Origin of the sequence: Lysobacter sp. Root494 (genome assembly GCF_001427225.1) — a bacterium.
In the GTDB taxonomy this organism is placed as follows: Bacteria; Pseudomonadota; Gammaproteobacteria; order Xanthomonadales; family Xanthomonadaceae; genus Agrilutibacter.
Window position 1 is genome coordinate 80,098 of sequence record NZ_LMFH01000008.1, and the last position, 17,472, is coordinate 97,569.

The window sequence follows — 17,472 nt, forward strand, 5'->3', positions numbered from 1 at the left end:
GGACATCCCCGCCGCGGACTCAGGCATATCGCGTGGGATCGGGAACACCGGCGTTGGCGAAGCCTTCCGCGCGCAGGCGGCACGCGTCGCAGTGGCCACAGGCGAGGCCTTCGGCGTCGGCCTGATAGCACGAAACGGTTTCGCTGAAATCCACGCCCAGGCGTAGGCCTTCGCGCACGATGTCGGCCTTGCTCAGGAACTGCAGCGGCGCGTGCACGTGGATGCCCGCGCCTTCGACGCCTGCTTTCGTTGCGAGATTGGCGAGGGACTGGAATGCAGCGATGAATTCAGGGCGGCAGTCGGGATAGCCCGAGTAATCCACGGCATTCACGCCGCAAAAAATGTCGTTCGCACCCAGCACTTCGGCCCAGCCCAGCGCGACCGACAACATGATCGTGTTGCGCGCTGGCACGTAGGTCACGGGAATGACGTTCTTCGCGGCATCGGCGCCGACGGCATGGCCGTCGGCATCGGTGGGCACTGCGATGTCGTCGGTCAGCGCGGAGCCCCCGATGCTGCGCAGGTCGACGTTGACGGTCTTGTGCGCGACCGCACCCAGCGAGTGCGACACTCGATCGGCGGCGTCGAGCTCGGAGGTGTGCCGTTGTCCGTAGCGCACGCTGAGTGCGTGCACGGCGAAGCCCTGCTCGCGCGCGATGGCGATCACGACGGCGGAGTCCATGCCTCCGGAGACGAGGACGACGGCTTTTTTCATGGGCATTGAGTGACGTGGAATGGGATTGTTACAAGCGGAACCAGCGCGTCAGCGCCCGCGCTCGTCGTTCCAGAGGATCTTGTGCAGCTGCATCTGGAAACGCACCGGCAGGCGGTCGGCCACGATCCAGTCGGCCAGTTCGCGCGGCGATACCTGGGCGTAACTTGGCGAAAACAGGACTTCGCACGTATCCGCGAGATGGTGTTCCTCGACGATGGCTTTGGCCCAGTCGTAGTCCTCGCGCGAACAGATCACGAACTTGACCTGGTCGTGCGGCGTGAGCAGCGGCAGGTTCGACCACAGGTTGCGATGCACTTCGAGCGAGCCGGGCGTCTTGATGTCGAGCACGCGTGATACACGCGGGTCGACGTCGCCAATGTCGATGGCGCCCGAGGTCTCCAGCGAAACCTCGTAGCCGGCATCGCACAGGCGCTCCAGCAGCGTGATGCAGCGCTTCTGCGACAGCGGTTCGCCGCCGGTGACACAGACATGGCGGACGCCCTGCTTCGCGACGTCGGCCAGGATGTCGTCGATGCTCCACCACGCGCCGCCCTGGAACGCGTATGCGGTATCGCAGTACTGGCAGCGCAACGGACAGCCCGTCAGGCGCACGAAGACGGTCGGCCAGCCGGCCTGGCGGGCTTCGCCCTGCAGCGAGAGGAAGATTTCGGTGATCTTGAGGCGTTCCGCCGAGGCGGTCGCCTCGCTGGAAGTCGCTTCGAAAGCGGCGTTCATGCCGTCATTGTAACGTGCGGGTGCGCACGTCCCCGCCCTGCAGAGGGCCAGGCAGCTTCGTTTCAGCGGGTCAGCTGGCCCAGCTGGATGGCGTGCAGGCGATCTGCGGCAGTGCGCGCGGCTTCCGTACCGGGATAACGGCTGGCGACCTCGCCCAGCGTGCGCTCGGCCGCGTCGTACTCGCGCGCACCGTACTGCGAGAGGCCCACCTTGAGCAGCGCACCCGGCGCCTTGTCGTGGGTCGGATAGCGGTCCAGGAGCGCCTGGAACTGCTCCTGCGCCAGCGGGTAGTTCTGGGTCACGTAATAGCTCTCGCCCAGCCAATACAAGGCGTTGGGCGTATAGCTGCCATTCGGGTATCGCTGGAGGAAATCCTGGAACAGCTCGGCGGACTGTGCGTACTGGCCGCCCTTCAGCGCATTGAAGGCAGTGTCATACGCTGCACGTTCGCCCGCGCCCTGGGCCACGGCGCCCTTGTCGCCGTACACCGCCGGAACAGAATCCTGCGCGGCAGGAGCAGCCGGTGCCGGCTTCACGGATGAGGTCCCCGAAGCCGCGGGCGGTGCGATCACGGGCCCGCCACCTTCCAGCCGGTTCAGGCGATCGTCCAGATCGAGGTATTGCGCCTTGGACGTCGACTGCAGCTGCTGGTTCTGCTGCTGCAGTTCTTCGACCTGCGCGCGCAAGGCCTGCACCTCCGACCGCAGTTGGGTGAGCTGGTTCAGCAGGTCGACATTGGCCTGGTTGTTGTTCGAACGCGCTTCGAGCGCAGCTACGCGATCGGCCAGGCTGACGCGCTGGGCGAATGCGGATGCCGACATGGCCGAAGCGGCCAGCAGGACAGGGATCAGGAGTCGTGAACGCATGCAGGTTTGACCGGAGAAATCGAAAAAGTTCGCGGCTGTCGCCCTCCCCCGCATGACGAGGGAGGGCGCAGCGATCCGGCTTGCTTACTTCGCCCGGCTTTACTTGGCGGTGTAAACGATTTCGACGCGACGGTTCTTGGCCCAGCAGTCTTCGGTCGAATCGGTGCAGGTGGGGCGCTCTTCGCCGTAGCTGACCACGGTGACCTGGCTGCCCGACCCACCATTGGCCTGAACGGCCGACGACACGGCGTTGCCGCGGCGCTCGCCGAGGCCCTGGTTGTATTCGCGGCTGCCGCGTTCATCGGCATTGCCTTCCAGCGTCATGCGCGAGGACGGACGGTCACGCAGGTACTTGGCGTGGCAGGCGACGATGTTCTGGAACTCGGGACGCAGCGCATCCTGGTCGAAATCGAAGTACACGACACGCTGGCGCAGGCAGGCGTCGGTATCCAGGTCTTCCGGACCGTAAGCGCCGGGCGTGGTGGCCGGCTGCGTAACCGGAGCGGTCTCGGTCGGGCCGGTATCTGCCGGCGGCACTTCCTTCACCTTCTTGGAGCAGGCGACGGCGGTGGCGCACAGGAGTGCGGCGACAAGAATGCGAGTGGCGTTGTTCATTGGGTTTTTCCTCGTCTATGAGAGCGTGCAGCGGTGTTCGGGAGATGTCGCGAGCATCTGAGCGTGCAACCTTACTAGCCTACCGGCCATCCTGAACAGGCGGCGTGACCGGTGTTGCGGTACCGCGGCCATGTGCTGCAAAGGCCGCCTGGAGCAAACCTGAAGCAGCTTACCTGCGAAGGCGGTACGGTCCCCATGCCGGCTCACGCACATCCCCGGCCGCGAGCACCAGGCGCTGGCGCACGCGGCCATCCGACGAAACCGCGTAGAGCACGTCGCGGCGCCCTTCGCGCGCGGCGTAGAGGATCATCATTCCGTTCGGCGCGAAGCTCGGCGACTCGTCGAGCGGCCCCGGCGAGAGATTGGTCCACGATCCGCCCACGCCGCGATCCATCAGCGCGATGCGGTAGCCGCCGCCGCTCTGCTGCGTGGCGGCCAGCTTCTTGTTGTCGCCCGACACCGTCGGATCGGCGTTGTAGCTGCCCTGGAAGGTGACGCGGGTGGCGCCGCCGCCCGACGCGGGCACCTGGTAGATCTGCGGCTTGCCGCCACGATCGGAGGTGAAGTACAGCGTGCCGCCGTCGCCGCTCCACACCGCCGACGTGTCGATCGCGAAATGGTTGGTCACCTGCGTCAGCGCGCGGCTGCCCAGGTCCATGACGTAGATCTCGGGATTGCCGCTCTTGGAAAGCGTCAGCGCCAGCTTGCGGCCATCCGGCGAGAATGACGGCGCGCCGTTGATGCCCCTGAACTTCGCAATCAGTTCACGCGCACCGGATGCAATCGTCTGCAGGTAAACCGACGAATTGCCGCCTTCGTAGCTGACGTAGGCGAGCTTGCCGCCATCAGGGCTCCACGATGGGGAAAGCAGCGGTTCGGACGAACGCACCACGGTCTGCGGGTTGTAACCGTCGCTGTCGGCGACCATGAGCGCGTAGCGCGTGGCCTTGCCGGTGCCCACCGCGGTGACGTACGCGATGCGGGTGAAGAAAGCGCCGCGGATGCCGGTGATCTTCTCGTACACCGCATCGGCGATCTGGTGCGCGACGTCGCGCATGGCGTTGCTGCGTGCGGTCAGCGCGTAGCCCAGCAGGCGTTCCTTGCGTGCCACGTCGAACAGTTCGTACTCGATGCGGAAGCCGCCATCGCCGGCATCGAGCACGCGGCCGACGAGGATGTAATCCTGGTTGAGCGCGGCCCAGTTCGGGAAATTGATTTCGCTGCCGCGCGAGGGACGCTCGACGATGTCCTTGTCCGCCAGGCTGCGGAAGGAACCGGAGCGGTTGAGGTCCGCGGCGATGACCTTGGCGACGTCGGTCTGCAGCGTGGCGGGCCCCTGCATGGGAACCACGGCGATCGGCACGGCCGACGCGTTGCCGCCGACGATGTCGATCTCCAGGCCCTGCTGGGCGCTCGCGGCGAAAGGAAGCAGGAGGGCAAGCAATGCGGCCAGCCAGGTCAGGGATCGGTTCATCGGCACTCCGGGACTTCGGGGGATCAAGGCTTGCAGACGGCTGTCGCAGCAGCCTCGTTCAGTTTCACCATTCTTAACAACAGTTTGGTTAACGCCGGCTCAAGCCGGGTAACCATCGCCTGAATGCGCAAACTGGGACATTACGAAGCCGTCAACGGTCTTCCGCGCGGAAATTGAGATTGAGGGTGCGTGAAAACACCGGCTCGAAGCCGGCATAGGGCAGCGGCTGCGCCTTGAGCACGGCCGCTTCGATCGAACGGCGCCCCTGCTCGTCGTAGGAGCAGGGCGAAGCGATTTCCACACCCATCACCTGCCCGCCCGGCAACTGGCGGATCACCAGCTTGCAGGTCGCACCGAGCGGGACCGTGTCGGGGCGCGTCCATTTCGCAAGAATCGCGGCCTGTAATGCAGCGGCGTAGCGGGCCTTGAGTCCCTCGTCGACGCCGTTCGCGCCCGATACCTGCGCATCGCTTTGTGCCGCGTCTTCGGCCGCATTGCGCGAGCGCGCATTGGCGAGCTGGGCCAACCGCTGTTCGGCGAGCGCGGCTTCGTGGGCCGCGGCGGCGCGGCGCTTGCGGATGTCTTCCAGTTGTTTCTGCCGCTGGATGTCCTGCTCGACCATGCGCTGGTTGCGCTGCACGGCTTCCTGGCGTTCCTGTTCGGTCAGGTCGACCTGTTCCTGGCGCTGCTTGGCTTCCTGCGGTTTTTCTTCCTTCGCCGGAGTCGGCGTGGGCTGCTCCGTGACGGCTTCCTGGTTGGTGTCGTCGGGAACCGGAATGAAGTCCTGCGGCTTTTGCTGTTGCTCGACGGGTTCTGGAAGCGGTTCCGGGAGCGGCTCGGGCTCCACTTCTTCCACCGGAAGCGGTGCGGGTACCTGTCGCAGCGTGCGCCGCATCGCCGACGACAGCTGGCTCGCATCCATCAGTTCGGCGGAAATCGCGCCGGCCGCCGCCGGTGTCGCACTACGTGTCCACCACAGACCAATGAAAAGCACGGCGAACAGCGCCAGATGCAGCAGCATGGCGAGAAGGAAAGCCTGCGCGGTATCGGCAGGGGTTTCTCTCATTTACGGCTGCCCTTGCTTACGGCTGCTTTTGGGATCGCTCATCAGGCCGATCTTCCTGACGTTGGCGCGCTGGAGCAGCTCCATCACGTTCATCACGTCCTGGTATTTGCCCTCGCCCTGCGCGGCCACGAAGATCGCCGCGTCCTTGTTCTGGCTGACGATCGCACGCACGCGCGCTTCCAGTGACTGTGGCGTCATCGTTTCGTTCTTGCCGGCTTTCACCGCGAGCGCATAGCTGCCATCCGGGTAGACGCTGACGACGATCGGGTCTTCCTTCGCGTTCACCGATTTCGCGTTTGACTGCGGAAGGTCGACATCCACGCCCAGCGTAAGCAGGGGCGCGGTGACCATGAAGATCACCAGCAGCACGAGCATCACGTCGATGTACGGCACGACGTTGATCTCGGCCTTGAGCTTGCGCTTGCGATGGCGGCGCATGGAAAGGACGGTCATGGCTGCTCTCGTGTTCTTACTCGGCGGTGCGGCGGCGTCCGCGCATGTTCAACGCGCGAAGCCGGCAAGCGGGTTTGTTATTCCTCGACATGCGCCTGGCGCTGCAGGATCGAGGAGAACTCTTCGGCGAAGGCGTCGTAACGCACGGCCAGCCGCTCGACGCCGTTGGCGAAGCGGTTGTAGGCCCATACCGCGGGAATCGCGACGAACAGGCCCATCGCGGTGGCGAGCAGCGCCTCGGAAATACCCGGCGCCACGTCCTTGATGCCGACCTGCGCGCCGCTGGCGAGCAGGCCGTGCATGGTCACCATGATCCCGAACACGGTGCCGACCAGGCCGATGTAGGGCGCGGTCGAACCAATGTTGGCGAGCAGTTCGAGGTTGTGTTCGAGCCCGTCGATCTCGCGCGAACCGGTCGCGCGCATCGCACGCTGCGCGCCTTCCAGTTGCGTGCGCGAATCGACGCCCTTGCGCTGGCGCAGGCGCCCGAATTCACGGAAACCGGCTTCGAAGATGGATTCCATGCCGCCGACCGGACCACGGCCCTGCGTCGCGCCCGCATAGAGCTTGGTGAGCTCTGAACCGGACCAGAAGCGTTCCTCGAAGCGTTCGGCTTCCTTCTGCGCGCGCGCGATCACGCTGCGCTTGCGGAAGATGATCACCCATGAGACGACCGACGCGACGATCAGCAGCGCCATGATCAGCTGCACCGGCAGGCTGGCATCGAGCACCAGCTGGAGGAGATCGAGGTTGCTGTTCACCGTGGCTGCGCCGGCTGTCTCGGCCAATGCGTTGGCCTGCGCGGGCGCGTCTTCGGGCAGGGCTTCGACGGTCGCCTGCATCGCCATGAAAGTTGCGGGGGTCATGCGTCTTTCTCCACCAGGGCGTTCAATTCGTCGTACAACGGCTGCGGAATGGGAGTCGGGCGGAAGTCCGTGCCCAGTGCAGCGACACGGACCGTTGCGGTGAGCAGTCGTTCCCCGCCACGGCGGATCTCCTGGCTGAAGATCACGCTCGCACGGCGGCATTCCTGCAGCGCGGCGGTCACTTCGAGCGCGTCATCGAGCCGGGCAGGCTTGAGGAAGTCGATCTGCATCGCACGGACCGCAAACAGGAGGCCGTGATCGCGCCGCAATGTTTCCTGGCCATGCCCCTGGGTGCGCATCCATTCACTGCGCGCGCGCTCGAGGAAGGCCAGGTACTGCGCGTGATACACGACACCACCGGCGTCCGTATCTTCCCAATAAATGCGAACGGGATGGCTGAACATGCGTTAAGAAAACCCTGGAACGAAGGTCGAAGAAGCACGCAGGCGCGATACGAAGATGCAATGAACTCGCGCAAAAACAGCGTGTTCGGAGCCGCGCACGATGCGGTAACGAGCCGATGTCTGAAATGCGGGCACGCTCACATTCCCGCCGGTCATTCCCCGCTGTCCACCGGTTCGGCAAAGAGATCGGGCGATCCCGCCTTCGGCTTGAAGCCCATGTGGCGATACGCCTTGTGCGTGGCCATGCGCCCGCGCGCGGTGCGCATGAGATAGCCCTGCTGGATCAGGTACGGCTCGATCACGTCTTCGAGCGTGCCGCGCTCTTCGCTGAGCGCGGCGGCAAGCGATTCGACGCCGACCGGGCCTCCGTCGAAGGCATCGATGATCGTGGTCAGCATGCGACGGTCGAGATCGTCGAAGCCTTCCGGATCGACCTTGAGCATCTTCATTGCCGCATCAGCGACTTCGCGGCTGATCGACCCGCTCGCCTTGACCTGGGCGAAGTCGCGTACGCGGCGCAGCAGGCGGTTGGCGATGCGTGGCGTGCCTCGCGAGCGCCGGGCGATTTCCGCGGCACCTTCGGCATCACAGCTGATGCCGAGGATCTGCGCCGAGCGGCGCACGATCCGGGTCAGTTCTTCCGCGCTGTAGAACTCCAGGCGCTGGACGATGCCGAAGCGATCGCGCAGCGGCGCGGTCAGCAGGCCGGCACGCGTGGTCGCACCGATCAGGGTGAAGGGCGGCAGGTCGAGCTTGATCGAACGGGCGGCGGGGCCCTCGCCGATCATGATGTCGATCTGGTAGTCCTCCATCGCCGGGTACAGCACTTCCTCGACGACGGGCGAGAGGCGGTGGATCTCGTCGATGAAGAGCACGTCGTGCGGCTGAAGGTTGGTCAGCAGCGCAGCCAGATCGCCCGCCTTCTCGATCACCGGGCCCGAGGTCTGGCGCAGGTTGACGCCGAGTTCGTTGGCGATGACGTGGCTGAGCGTGGTCTTGCCCAGGCCCGGCGGCCCGAAAATCAGCACATGGTCGAGCGCTTCGCCGCGCCCCTTCGCCGCCTCGATATAGATCGACATCTGCTCGCGCACCGGCGCCTGGCCGAGGTATTCGTCCAGGCGTTTGGGACGGATCGACGCCTCGATGGCGTCTTCTTCGCGGGTGGCGGCGGGGGAGACGATGCGGTCGTTCATGCAGCCATTATGGGGCGGCGCAGCGGAATCGACATGCGCCGATCCGAAACGCGCCGCAACCCACGGAAGGCCCGCCCACGCGCCACCGACCCTAGATTTCGATCTGTGCGCCGAGTTCCACCAGCCGGTTCCCCGGAATCCGGAAGAACCCGGTAGCCGGAGCCGCATTGCGATGCATGACCGCGAACAGCTTGTCGCGCCATACCGGCATGCCGCGATGGCGGCTGGCGACCACGGTTTCGCGGCTGGCGAAGTACGTGGTGTCCATCGGGTCGAAGTGGATGCCGCCCTTGTCGCAGCTGCGCATCAGGGCGAGCGGCACGTCGGGCGTTTCCATGAAACCAAACTTGATCACGACGCGATAGAAGTCCTCGCCGCCGATCGATTCGATCTTCAGGCGTTTTTCCTTCGGCGCGTACGGCACGTTCATCGTATCGACGGTGAGGAAAACATTGCGCTCGTGCAGCACCTTGTTGTGCTTGAGGTTGTGGAGCAAGGCATGCGGCACCACGCCGGTCTGCGCGGTCATGAACACCGCCGTGCCGGGCACGCGCACCGGCGGCGCAAGCATCAGGCCCGGCAGGAAGGTGTCGAGCTGGATGCCTTCCTTGCGTATCTCCGCATGCAGCAGCTCGCGGCCGCGCCGCCAGGTGCGCAGCACCGTGAAGACGATGATGCCGAGGATTACCGGGAACCACGCGCCATCGAGGAACTTCACGCCGTTCGCGATCAGGAACGCGATCTCGACGATGGCAAACAACACGCACAGCGGCAGTACCCACTTCCGCGCCTTCGGCCACATCGTCCGGGCGACGAGCGCCAGCAGCATCGTGTCGATCAGCATCGTGCCGGATACGGAAACGCCGTACGCCGAAGCCAGTGCGGTAGACGTGCGGAACGACAGCACCAGCGAGATCACCGCCAGCATCAGCGTCCAGTTGATCGCGGGAATGTAGATCTGGCCGATCGTTTCCTTCGACGTGTGCTTGATCGCCATGCGCGGGATATAGCCGAGCTGCATTGCCTGACGCGCTACCGAATACGCCCCGGTGATCACCGCCTGCGAAGCGATCACGGCAGCCGCCGTGGCAAGCGCGATCATCGGATAGAGCGCCCATTCGGGCACGCCGAGGTAGAACGGGTTCTTGGCGGCCAACGGGTTTTCGAGGAGCAAGGCGCCCTGGCCCAGGTAGTTGAGCATCAGGCTGGGCAGGACGAAGAAGTACCAGCCGTAGCGGATCGGTTTCGCGCCGAAATGACCCATGTCGGCGTACAGCGCCTCGCCGCCGGTCACCGCGAGCACCACGGCGCCGAGGATGAAGATGCCATGCCAGCCATGGGTGATGAAGAAGCGTACGCCCCACAGCGGATTGAAGGCCTTCAGCACTTCAGGCGCATCGACGATGTTGCTCAGGCCGATGGCGGCAAGCGATGCGAACCACAGCAGCGTGATCGGGCCGAACACCCGGCCGACCTTGGCCGTGCCGAAGCGTTGCGTCGCGAAGAGCGCCACCAGCACCAGCAGCGTGATGGGCACGATGAAGCGATGCAGCTGCGGCGCGGCGACTTCGAGGCCTTCGATCGCCGACAGCGTGGTGATCGCCGGCGTGATGACGCCATCGCCGAAGAACAGCGATGCACCGAAGATGCCGAGGATGCCGACGGCATAGGCCGAACGCGAACCCTTGGGCAACGTGCGCTGCGCCAGCGCCATGAGCGCCATGATGCCGCCCTCGCCTTCGTTGTCGGCGCGCATGATGATGGTGACGTACTTGAGCGTCACGACGATCATCAGCGCCCAGAAGATCAGCGACAGGATGCCGAGCACCGTGTCGTGGTTGGCGACGAGGCCGTAATGCGGAGTGAAGGCTTCCTTCAGCGTATACAGCGGGCTCGTGCCGATATCGCCGAAGACAACTCCGATCGCGCCGACGATCAAGCCGGTCAGCCCCACGTTGCCATGGCCGTTCTGGCCATGTGCGTGGGTATTGGTGTTGCTGGTAACGGCCATGGGCCTTCCCTTACTGAAGACGCGGAGTTGCGGGCGTCAGCGAAGCGCGGACTTTAGCGCTTTGCGGATGATGGTGGCGGCGTCATCGCCGGCTGCGACTGCCGCGGCCGCCATGCGCGAAGCTTCGGCCGGCTTGTAGCCAAGTTGCTGCAGGGCGATGACCGCTTCGGACTGCGGATCGGCCGGCGCGCCAGGCATGTTCAACGTTGCACCTACACCGGCGAGATCGGCCGCGCGATCGCGCAGTTCCACGACCATGCGTTCGGCGGTCTTCTTGCCGATGCCGGGAATGCGTGTCAGCGCAGTGACGTCGCCCGCGTGCACCATTCGCGCGAACTCGTCGACGCTGACGCCGGACAGCACGGCCAGCGCGATCTTCGCGCCGATGCCGGTAACCTTCTGCACGTCGCGGAACAGACGGCGTTCGCCTTCGCGCAGGAAGCCGTACAGCGAAACGCTGTCTTCCTTCTGCGCGTAGTGGGTGAAGAGCGCAACTTCGCGGCCGAGTTCGGGCAGGTCGTAGAACGTGCTCATCGGCGCTTCGAGTTCATAGCCGACGCCGTGCACGTCGACGACGAGCCACGGCGGCTGCTTGTGGACGAGGATGCCCTTCAGACGACCGATCATTTACGTCCCCATGCCTGTTTCGTGCTCACGCCCAACCGCAACGCGGTCGAGCGAACGTGTGCATGCGTGATGGCGACGGCCAGCGCGTCGGCGGCGTCGGCCTGCAGCTTGCCCTGCAGGTTCAGCATCACGCCGACCATGTGCTGGACCTGCGTCTTGTCGGCGCCGCCCTGCCCGACCACGGCCAGCTTCACTTCCTTGGGCGCGTACTCGTGCACGGGCAGGTCGCGCATCACCGCGGCGCACAGCGCGGCACCGCGCGCGTGGCCGAGCTTGAGCGCCGACAACGCGCTCTTGCCCATGAACACTTTTTCGATCGCCACCTCATCGGGGCGATACGTTTCGATGATCTCGCCGAGACCGTCGAGCAGCCGCTTCAGCCGCTGCGGGAACTCGCCATCACCGAGCAGCATCAACGGTGCGTGGTAGACGTGGCGCGCGCGACCCGTGGCATCGGCGTCGACTATGCCGACGCCAGTGCGTTGCGAGCCGGGATCGATTCCCAGGATTCGTGTCACGTCGCCAGCTTACGCCTGTCAGGCGTAGGCATCCTCGCCGAGGTCGGCGTTGGAGTAGACGTTCTGCACATCGTCCATGTCTTCGAGCCAGCGCAGGAGCTTCACGACCTGCTGCGCAGTGTCGCCGCTCACCGCGATGTCGTTGTCGGCGCGCAGCGTGACTTCGGCGAGATCGGGCGCGAGTCCCGCGGCTTCCATTGCCGATTTCACCGCCGCGAACGCATCGGGTGAAGTGATGACGTCGATCGCGCCGTCTTCCGGATACACCACGACATCGTCGGCGCCGGCTTCGATCGCGGCTTCGGTGACCTTGTCTTCGTCGGCGCCCGGCGCATACGACAGCACGCCGAGCTTCTTGAACATGAAGGACACCGAGCCATCGGTGCCGAGGTTGCCGCCGAACTTGGTGAAGGCGTGGCGCACATCGGCCACGGTGCGCACCTTGTTGTCGGTCAGGCAGTCGACGATCACGGCGACACCGCCGGGCGCATAGCCTTCGTAGCGGATTTCCTCGTAGACCACGCCTTCCAGTTCGCCCGTGGCCTTCTTGATCGCGCGCTCGATCACGTCCTTGGACATGTTGACCGACAGCGCCTTGTCGACGGCGGTGCGCAGGCGCGGATTGCCCGACGGATCGCCGCCGCCCGCGCGCGCCGCGACGCTGATCTCGCGGATGATCTTGGTGAAGATCTTGCCGCGCTGCGCGTCGACCGCGTTCTTGCGGGCTTCGATGGAAGGGCCTCTACCCATGGATGTTCAGTGCCAGCCTGTGACGAAGTCCGGAATTTTACCGCGCTGCGGCAATCGAAGTGCGGGTGCACTGGCCGGGAATTTCACCCCGGGCGCCGGGCCGGCGCCACGGCCGGCCCGAACCGGCCCTCGCGCAGGAACTGCGCCGTCAGCCGGGCGGCTTCCCCCGAGAACAGCATGCCGCTGTGGCTGGCGCTGATCACGACGTGGTCGGCCAGGCCGGGCAGGCGGGTTTCCGCGACCGAAACCGAGCCGTCGTGGTCGTCATCGAAATGGCTGAAGACATGCCCCAGCCCGCGTGGAAGGCTTCCGGCGATGACGCCCACCTGGGCCGGACCGTCCCAGCGGTCGAAGCCGCCTTCCAGCAGGTCCGCCGCGAGACCCAGCGTCGCCGCGGCCCAGGAGTGCCGGCGCATGCCACGCACAGCGCCGCTTCCCCGCAGCGGCGATCCCAGGCAGACCACGCGGCGGACGGGAAGCGAAGGCTGCGCTCGAAGCGCATGCAAGGTCACCAGTCCACCGAGACTGTGCGCAACGACGTGCGCCTCGCCGCGCGAGAGCACGCCGGTGAGGCGCGAGACGGCCTCTTCGGGCCCGCGCGTCACTCCGTAATAGCTGAAGGTCTCGCAATCGAAGCCGGCGGCACGCAGGCGCGCGGCCTGCCACGCCATCACGGCGCCGGGCATCCAGATGCCGTGGACGAGGATTACGCGTGAGCTCATCAGGGTCGCGGCGAAGTCAGGTCGCCTGACTTTTACTTCGCGGGGACCCGCCGGTACATGAATTCACGATCGCGCTGCTTGCCGACGATGAATTCGTATTCGCCGGCCTTTTCGAAGCCGTAGCGCCCGTAGAAGCGTTGCGCGCCGTAGTTCTCCGACCACACGCTGATCCACAGCGTGCGTGGACCGTCGCGTTCCAGCCAGGCCAGCGTCTGGTCGAACAGTTTCGCGCCGACACCGCCGCCCTGCGCACGGGAGCTCACGTACAGGCGCTTGAGTTCGCCGTCTTCGGGACGGACATCTTCGTGCGGCAGGCCACAGGGGCCGGCGAGCGCGTAGCCGATCGCTTCGTCGCCACCGCCCTCATCGCGCTGGACGGCCAGCCAGATCGCGTAGAGCGGACTGGCCAGCAACGTGGCGTAAGCCTGGACCGAATGCGATTCATCGAGGAAGGCCTGGAGGTCCTCCGCCGAATACAGATGTCCGAACGAGTCGATGAAGGTCTGTGCGCCCAGTTCGGACAGCACGGCGGCATCGGTGGGAACGGCGCGACGGATTTCCATGGTCACTCGTCGTCCTCTTCTTCTTCCCCTTCTTCTTCCTCTTCCTCGCCTTCTTCGTCTTCCTCGTCGCCCTCTTCTTCTTCGTACTCGTAATCTTCCTCGCCGAAATCCTCGCCATCCCAGCGGAATTCACCATCCGGGACGAAGGCGAGCGATTGCGTAGCGCCGGCCGTCACGCGTACCAGCCAGCCGCCGAACACGCGCGCCCGCTCGGTGGTGAACGAATCGCTGGTGCCTTCGTTGGCGAGCCTTTCCCACTGCAGGGCAAATGTCGTGTCGCTCATTCGCATGTCTCCAGTCAACGTTTCGAAGTCAGGCCTTCGGGCGGATCTGCACGTGCACTTCCGCGAGCTGTGCGTCGGGCACCGGGGACGGTGCTCCCGTCATCAGGCACTGCGCGGTCGTGGTCTTCGGGAACGCGATCACGTCGCGGATCGACTCGGTGCCCGCCATCAGCGCGGCGATGCGGTCGATGCCGAAGGCGATGCCGCCGTGCGGCGGCGCGCCGAACTTGAGCGCGTCGAGCAGGAAGCCGAATTTCGCCTCCGCCTCCTCCGCGCCGATGCCGAGCAGTTCGAAAACCGCGCTCTGCATCTGCGAATTGTGGATACGGATAGAACCGCCGCCGATCTCGTTGCCGTTGAGCACCATGTCGTAGCCGCGCGACACCGCGGTCTTCGCGTTCGCACGCAGGTCGCCGATCGAATCCACAGCAGGTGCGGTGAACGGGTGGTGCAACGCGACGTAGCGCTTCTCCTCGTCGTCCCACTCGAACATCGGGAAGTCGGTGACCCACAGCGGCGCCCAATGGTCCGCGATGAGGTTGAAGTCCTTGCCGGCCTTCAGGCGCACCGCGCCCATGAAGTCGCTGACCTTGTTGTAGCCGCCGGCGCCGAAGAACACCATGTCGCCATTGCCGGCGCCGACGTGACTGAGCAGCGCGGCGAATGCGTCTTCGCTGAAGAACTTCGCGATTGGTGAATTCACCGCGCCCGCTTCGTCGATCTTGGCGTAGGCCAGGCCCTTGGCGCCGTACCTGGCGGCATGGGCGGCGTATTCGTCGATCTGCTTGCGCGACAGCGACGCGCCGCCGGGAATGCGCAGCGCGGCGACGCGGCCATCCGGGTCGTTGGCGGCAGCGGTGAACACCGCGAACTCGCTGTCCTTCACCAGCTCGGCAACGTCAGCAAGTTCCAGCGCAATGCGCAGGTCCGGCTTGTCGGAACCATAACGGCGCATCGCTTCCGCCCACGTCATGCGCGGGAACTGCGCGTCGAGTTCGACGTCCATCACTTCACGGAACACGAAGCGAATCATGTCTTCGACCGTGTCCTGCACGTCGCGCTCGGTCACCCACGCAAATTCCATGTCGAGCTGGGTGAATTCGAGCTGGCGGTCGGCGCGCAGCGCCTCGTCGCGGAAGCAGCGCGCGATCTGGTAGTAGCGGTCGAAGCCCGCCATCATCAGGATCTGCTTGAACAGCTGCGGCGACTGCGGCAGCGCGTAGAACTCGCCCGGATGCATGCGCGCGGGAACGAGGAAGTCGCGCGCGCCTTCGGGCGTGGCCTTGGTCAGGATCGGCGTCTCGATGTCCTGGAAGCCGCGTTCGTCGAGGTAACGGCGCAGCGCCGCGACCAGCTTCGTGCGCGTGCGCATCTTGCGTTGCATGTCCGGCGTGCGCAGGTCGAGGTAGCGGTACTTGAGGCGGATGTCCTCGCCCGGATTCTCGTGCGCGTGGAACGGCAGCGGCTCGGCCTTGTTGAGCAGCTCGATCTTCGTCGCGACGACTTCAACCTGACCGGTGCGGATCTTCGCGTTGACCGACTCGCGCCTGCGGACCACGCCGGTCACGCGCAGGCAATCCTCGTAACCAACCTGAGCGGCAGCCGACAGCACTTCGGCATTGCCCGGAACATTGCCGGCCGGTTCAGCCACGACCTGCACGATGCCCTCATGGTCGCGAAGATCGATGAAGCACAGGCCGCCAAGATCGCGGGCGACATCGGCCCAGCCGCACAGGGTCACGGTCTGGCCGATCAGGGCCTCATCGATGAGGCCGCAGAAATGGGTACGCATGGAAACTCCGGGAGGTACGTTCGATCCGGCCGCGGCCGGAAGCATCTGCGGATGCCGCGCGTGGCGCGGCCTTCGCAACGGGCCGAAAGGCGGCCCCCGGCCACAGGCCGGAACGCCGGTAGTTTAACGGCAGCCGGGTATAACTGGCTGCCGCAGGAGTGCAGGACGGTGCGGCGGCAGGCCCGCCGCGTGATTCGATCACCGAGAAGGGGAAGTCATGAAGACGCTTCTTAAACCACTGCTGGCGGCGTTATGCCTGCTGGCGTTGTCCGCGCCCGCGTTGGCGCAGGTACAGCCCCGCGCGTACGCGCCCGAAGACCTGCGGACACTGTCCTATAACGACCAGGTCCGGGTCATTCGCCAGGAATACCTCGAGCAGTCCGGCGGCCGGCGTATCGCCGACGACCAGCTGCGGTTCTATATCGACCAGGTGAACCGCTCGAACTGGCGCTTCAGCGACATCAAGCGCGACATCGCCAAATCGCTGGGCGATTCGGCCGGTCCCGTTCCAGGTGGCGCGATCCGCTGCGAAAGCCCGGACAACCGCAGCCGCGTGTGCAGCACCCCGTGGCGGGGGCCGTCGCGCCTGAGCCGACAGATCTCCGATACCCGCTGTGTCGAAGGCACGAACTGGTCGTCACAGAACGGGCAGGTCACGGTGTGGAGTGGCTGCCGCGGCGAGTTCGTTCGGGGATTCGGCGGCAACCAGGCCGGCACGATCCGGTGCGAAAGTCCCGACAATCGCAGCCGTAGCTGTCCCACCCCATGGTACGGCCCGTCGCAATTGAGCCGGCAGATTTCCGATACCCGTTGCGTCGAGGGCAAGAACTGGTCGTCGCAGAACGGGCAGGTCACGGTGTGGAGTGGCTGTCGCGGCGAGTTCGTCCAGGGATTCGGTGGCGGCCAGGCCGGCACGATCCGGTGCGAAAGTCCCGACAGGCGCCTGCAGAACTGCCGGACGTCCTGGCGTGGTGCGTCGCGGGTCGTGCGACAGATCTCCGACACCCGCTGCGTGGAAGGCCAGAATTGGCGCGGCAGCAACGGCCAGGTGACGGTGTGGTCGGGTTGCCGGGCGGAATTCGGGCCGGCCGGTGGCGGCTGGGGCGGCGACGGCGGCGGTTACACCACGACCTGCGCCAGCGAAGACGGCCGCTACACCACGTGCAACTGGCCGCCGGGCCAAGGGCGGCCGCGCCTGATCCAGCAGTTGTCGAACCAGGCCTGTGTCGAGGGACGCACCTGGGGCATGGCGGGCAGCAACCGGATCTGGGTCAACGGCGGCTGCCGCGGGCGGTTCGGCAACTGACCGCCTTCGAACGGAAGCTTCAAAACGGAACGGCGGCTCCGCTCAGGCGGGCCGCCGTTTTCCATGTAGGGCTGCGCCTTCAGCCCGGACTTGGCGGAAATGCACCACGCATGCGCGGGGACCATGGCTTCCGCTTGGAAAGCAGCCCCGTGGTCAGGTGCTCGCCTTGGCCTCGCTCTTGGGCGCCTCGGGCTTCTTCTCCGCAGGCTTGCTCTCGGCCGGCTTGCTCTCGGCCGGCTTGCTCTCGGCCGGCTTGCTTTCGCCGCCGGACGGAGACGCGCCCCCATCGCCCGCCAGGTTGCGCTTCTTGTCGCCGTCCTTCTTGAAGTCGGTTTCGTACCAGCCGCCACCGGCGAGGCGGAACTGCGGCGCGGTCAGCTGGCGGCGGACCTGGTCGGCGCTGCACGAGGGACAGGTCGCCGGATCCGGATCGGACAGCTTCTGGAGGCGGTCGAAACTATGGCCGCAGGCGGCACATTCAAAGGCGTAGATCGGCATGGCGGTTTCGGAAC

20 protein-coding genes are annotated in these 17,472 nt (G+C 65.6%); 1 reads left to right on the forward strand and 19 read right to left on the reverse strand.

The window, feature by feature from the left end; all coding sequences use genetic code 11:
- Positions 1-19 precede the first annotated feature (19 nt).
- The 18 genes from queC to aspS all read right to left on the reverse strand — a co-directional run bounded on the left by queC (position 20) and on the right by aspS (position 15,654).
- Positions 20-715, reverse strand: a complete 696-nt coding sequence (gene queC / locus ASD14_RS13225) for a 7-cyano-7-deazaguanine synthase QueC (protein ID WP_056134688.1) — start codon at positions 713-715, stop codon at positions 20-22.
- A 48-nt stretch (positions 716-763) separates the two neighbouring features.
- Positions 764-1,450, reverse strand: coding sequence for a 7-carboxy-7-deazaguanine synthase QueE (gene queE / locus ASD14_RS13230; RefSeq protein ID WP_056134690.1), 687 nt, complete (start codon positions 1,448-1,450; stop codon positions 764-766).
- A 62-nt stretch (positions 1,451-1,512) separates the two neighbouring features.
- Positions 1,513-2,316 carry a tol-pal system protein YbgF gene (gene ybgF / locus ASD14_RS13235; protein ID WP_056134693.1) on the reverse strand — a complete coding sequence of 268 codons (804 nt, stop codon included), beginning with the start codon at positions 2,314-2,316 and terminating at the stop codon, positions 1,513-1,515.
- A 99-nt stretch (positions 2,317-2,415) separates the two neighbouring features.
- Positions 2,416-2,931, reverse strand: a complete 516-nt coding sequence (pal, locus tag ASD14_RS13240; protein WP_056134695.1) for a peptidoglycan-associated lipoprotein Pal — start codon at positions 2,929-2,931, stop codon at positions 2,416-2,418.
- A 169-nt stretch (positions 2,932-3,100) separates the two neighbouring features.
- Complete coding sequence (gene tolB / locus ASD14_RS13245) at positions 3,101-4,405, reverse strand: Tol-Pal system beta propeller repeat protein TolB (protein WP_056134698.1); 1,305 nt, start codon at positions 4,403-4,405, stop codon at positions 3,101-3,103.
- Positions 4,406-4,556: 151 nt separating this feature from the next.
- A complete protein-coding gene (locus ASD14_RS13250) occupies positions 4,557-5,471 on the reverse strand; it encodes a TonB C-terminal domain-containing protein (protein ID WP_082538991.1) in 915 nt (304 codons plus the stop codon).
- Entirely contained in the window at positions 5,472-5,924 is a 453-nt protein-coding gene (gene tolR, locus ASD14_RS13255) for a protein TolR (RefSeq protein WP_056134706.1), read from the reverse strand. It lies immediately after the preceding gene.
- Positions 5,925-6,001: 77 nt separating this feature from the next.
- The gene (tolQ, locus tag ASD14_RS13260; protein ID WP_056134709.1) at positions 6,002-6,790 is read right to left on the reverse strand and encodes a protein TolQ; all 789 of its coding nucleotides are present in this window, start codon (positions 6,788-6,790) and stop codon (positions 6,002-6,004) included.
- Positions 6,787-7,194: a tol-pal system-associated acyl-CoA thioesterase gene (gene ybgC, locus ASD14_RS13265; RefSeq protein ID WP_056134711.1), complete on the reverse strand. Its 408-nt coding sequence runs from the start codon at positions 7,192-7,194 to the stop codon at positions 6,787-6,789. The genes tolQ and ybgC overlap by 4 nt, the downstream gene beginning before the upstream one ends.
- A gap of 152 nt (positions 7,195-7,346) precedes the next feature.
- Complete coding sequence (ruvB, locus tag ASD14_RS13270) at positions 7,347-8,387, reverse strand: Holliday junction branch migration DNA helicase RuvB (RefSeq protein WP_056134714.1); 1,041 nt, start codon at positions 8,385-8,387, stop codon at positions 7,347-7,349.
- A 91-nt stretch (positions 8,388-8,478) separates the two neighbouring features.
- Entirely contained in the window at positions 8,479-10,341 is a 1,863-nt protein-coding gene (locus tag ASD14_RS13275; protein WP_343123464.1) for a potassium transporter Kup, read from the reverse strand.
- Positions 10,342-10,434: 93 nt separating this feature from the next.
- Positions 10,435-11,025, reverse strand: a complete 591-nt coding sequence (gene ruvA / locus ASD14_RS13280) for a Holliday junction branch migration protein RuvA (protein ID WP_056134720.1) — start codon at positions 11,023-11,025, stop codon at positions 10,435-10,437.
- Positions 11,022-11,543 (reverse strand): crossover junction endodeoxyribonuclease RuvC, encoded by a 522-nt coding sequence (ruvC, locus tag ASD14_RS13285; protein ID WP_056134722.1) that lies wholly within the window; start codon positions 11,541-11,543, stop codon positions 11,022-11,024. Before ruvC ends, ruvA begins: the two co-directional genes overlap by 4 nt.
- 18 nt (positions 11,544-11,561) lie before the next feature.
- Positions 11,562-12,293, reverse strand: a complete 732-nt coding sequence (locus ASD14_RS13290) for a YebC/PmpR family DNA-binding transcriptional regulator (RefSeq protein ID WP_056134724.1) — start codon at positions 12,291-12,293, stop codon at positions 11,562-11,564.
- 83 nt (positions 12,294-12,376) lie between these two features.
- Entirely contained in the window at positions 12,377-13,015 is a 639-nt protein-coding gene (locus tag ASD14_RS13295) for an alpha/beta hydrolase (RefSeq protein ID WP_056134727.1), read from the reverse strand.
- A gap of 32 nt (positions 13,016-13,047) precedes the next feature.
- Positions 13,048-13,578 carry a GNAT family N-acetyltransferase gene (locus ASD14_RS13300; protein WP_056134730.1) on the reverse strand — a complete coding sequence of 177 codons (531 nt, stop codon included), beginning with the start codon at positions 13,576-13,578 and terminating at the stop codon, positions 13,048-13,050.
- Positions 13,579-13,580: 2 nt separating this feature from the next.
- Positions 13,581-13,862, reverse strand: coding sequence for a hypothetical protein (locus ASD14_RS13305; RefSeq protein ID WP_056134733.1), 282 nt, complete (start codon positions 13,860-13,862; stop codon positions 13,581-13,583).
- A gap of 28 nt (positions 13,863-13,890) precedes the next feature.
- Positions 13,891-15,654 (reverse strand): aspartate--tRNA ligase, encoded by a 1,764-nt coding sequence (aspS, locus tag ASD14_RS13310; RefSeq protein ID WP_056134736.1) that lies wholly within the window; start codon positions 15,652-15,654, stop codon positions 13,891-13,893.
- A 217-nt stretch (positions 15,655-15,871) separates the two neighbouring features.
- On the opposite strand from aspS, the gene ASD14_RS13315 reads away from it, so the two are divergent.
- Entirely contained in the window at positions 15,872-16,960 is a 1,089-nt protein-coding gene (locus ASD14_RS13315; RefSeq protein WP_056134740.1) for a DUF3011 domain-containing protein, read from the forward strand.
- A gap of 153 nt (positions 16,961-17,113) precedes the next feature.
- Here ASD14_RS13315 and ASD14_RS13320 read toward each other — a convergent pair whose 3' ends face one another.
- A complete protein-coding gene (locus tag ASD14_RS13320) occupies positions 17,114-17,458 on the reverse strand; it encodes a zinc ribbon domain-containing protein (protein ID WP_056134744.1) in 345 nt (114 codons plus the stop codon).
- Positions 17,459-17,472: the final 14 nt, after the last annotated feature.

Excerpts from the sequence above, each read along its gene's own strand:
- queC (WP_056134688.1), bottom strand. The coding sequence starts at position 715 with ATGAAAAAAGCCGTCGTCCTCGTCTCCGGAGGCATGGACTCCGCCGTC.
- queE (WP_056134690.1), bottom strand. The coding sequence starts at position 1,450 with ATGAACGCCGCTTTCGAAGCGACTTCCAGCGAGGCGACCGCCTCGGCG.
- ybgF (WP_056134693.1), bottom strand. The coding sequence starts at position 2,316 with ATGCGTTCACGACTCCTGATCCCTGTCCTGCTGGCCGCTTCGGCCATG.
- pal (WP_056134695.1), bottom strand. The coding sequence starts at position 2,931 with ATGAACAACGCCACTCGCATTCTTGTCGCCGCACTCCTGTGCGCCACC.
- tolB (WP_056134698.1), bottom strand. The coding sequence starts at position 4,405 with ATGAACCGATCCCTGACCTGGCTGGCCGCATTGCTTGCCCTCCTGCTT.
- ASD14_RS13250 (WP_082538991.1), bottom strand. The coding sequence starts at position 5,471 with ATGAGAGAAACCCCTGCCGATACCGCGCAGGCTTTCCTTCTCGCCATG.
- tolR (WP_056134706.1), bottom strand. The coding sequence starts at position 5,924 with ATGACCGTCCTTTCCATGCGCCGCCATCGCAAGCGCAAGCTCAAGGCC.
- tolQ (WP_056134709.1), bottom strand. The coding sequence starts at position 6,790 with ATGACCCCCGCAACTTTCATGGCGATGCAGGCGACCGTCGAAGCCCTG.
- ybgC (WP_056134711.1), bottom strand. The coding sequence starts at position 7,194 with ATGTTCAGCCATCCCGTTCGCATTTATTGGGAAGATACGGACGCCGGT.
- ruvB (WP_056134714.1), bottom strand. The coding sequence starts at position 8,387 with ATGAACGACCGCATCGTCTCCCCCGCCGCCACCCGCGAAGAAGACGCC.
- ruvA (WP_056134720.1), bottom strand. The coding sequence starts at position 11,025 with ATGATCGGTCGTCTGAAGGGCATCCTCGTCCACAAGCAGCCGCCGTGG.
- ASD14_RS13290 (WP_056134724.1), bottom strand. The coding sequence starts at position 12,293 with ATGGGTAGAGGCCCTTCCATCGAAGCCCGCAAGAACGCGGTCGACGCG.
- ASD14_RS13295 (WP_056134727.1), bottom strand. The coding sequence starts at position 13,015 with ATGAGCTCACGCGTAATCCTCGTCCACGGCATCTGGATGCCCGGCGCC.
- ASD14_RS13300 (WP_056134730.1), bottom strand. The coding sequence starts at position 13,578 with ATGGAAATCCGTCGCGCCGTTCCCACCGATGCCGCCGTGCTGTCCGAA.
- ASD14_RS13305 (WP_056134733.1), bottom strand. The coding sequence starts at position 13,862 with ATGAGCGACACGACATTTGCCCTGCAGTGGGAAAGGCTCGCCAACGAA.
- aspS (WP_056134736.1), bottom strand. The coding sequence starts at position 15,654 with ATGCGTACCCATTTCTGCGGCCTCATCGATGAGGCCCTGATCGGCCAG.
- ASD14_RS13315 (WP_056134740.1), top strand. The coding sequence starts at position 15,872 with ATGAAGACGCTTCTTAAACCACTGCTGGCGGCGTTATGCCTGCTGGCG.
- ASD14_RS13320 (WP_056134744.1), bottom strand. The coding sequence starts at position 17,458 with ATGCCGATCTACGCCTTTGAATGTGCCGCCTGCGGCCATAGTTTCGAC.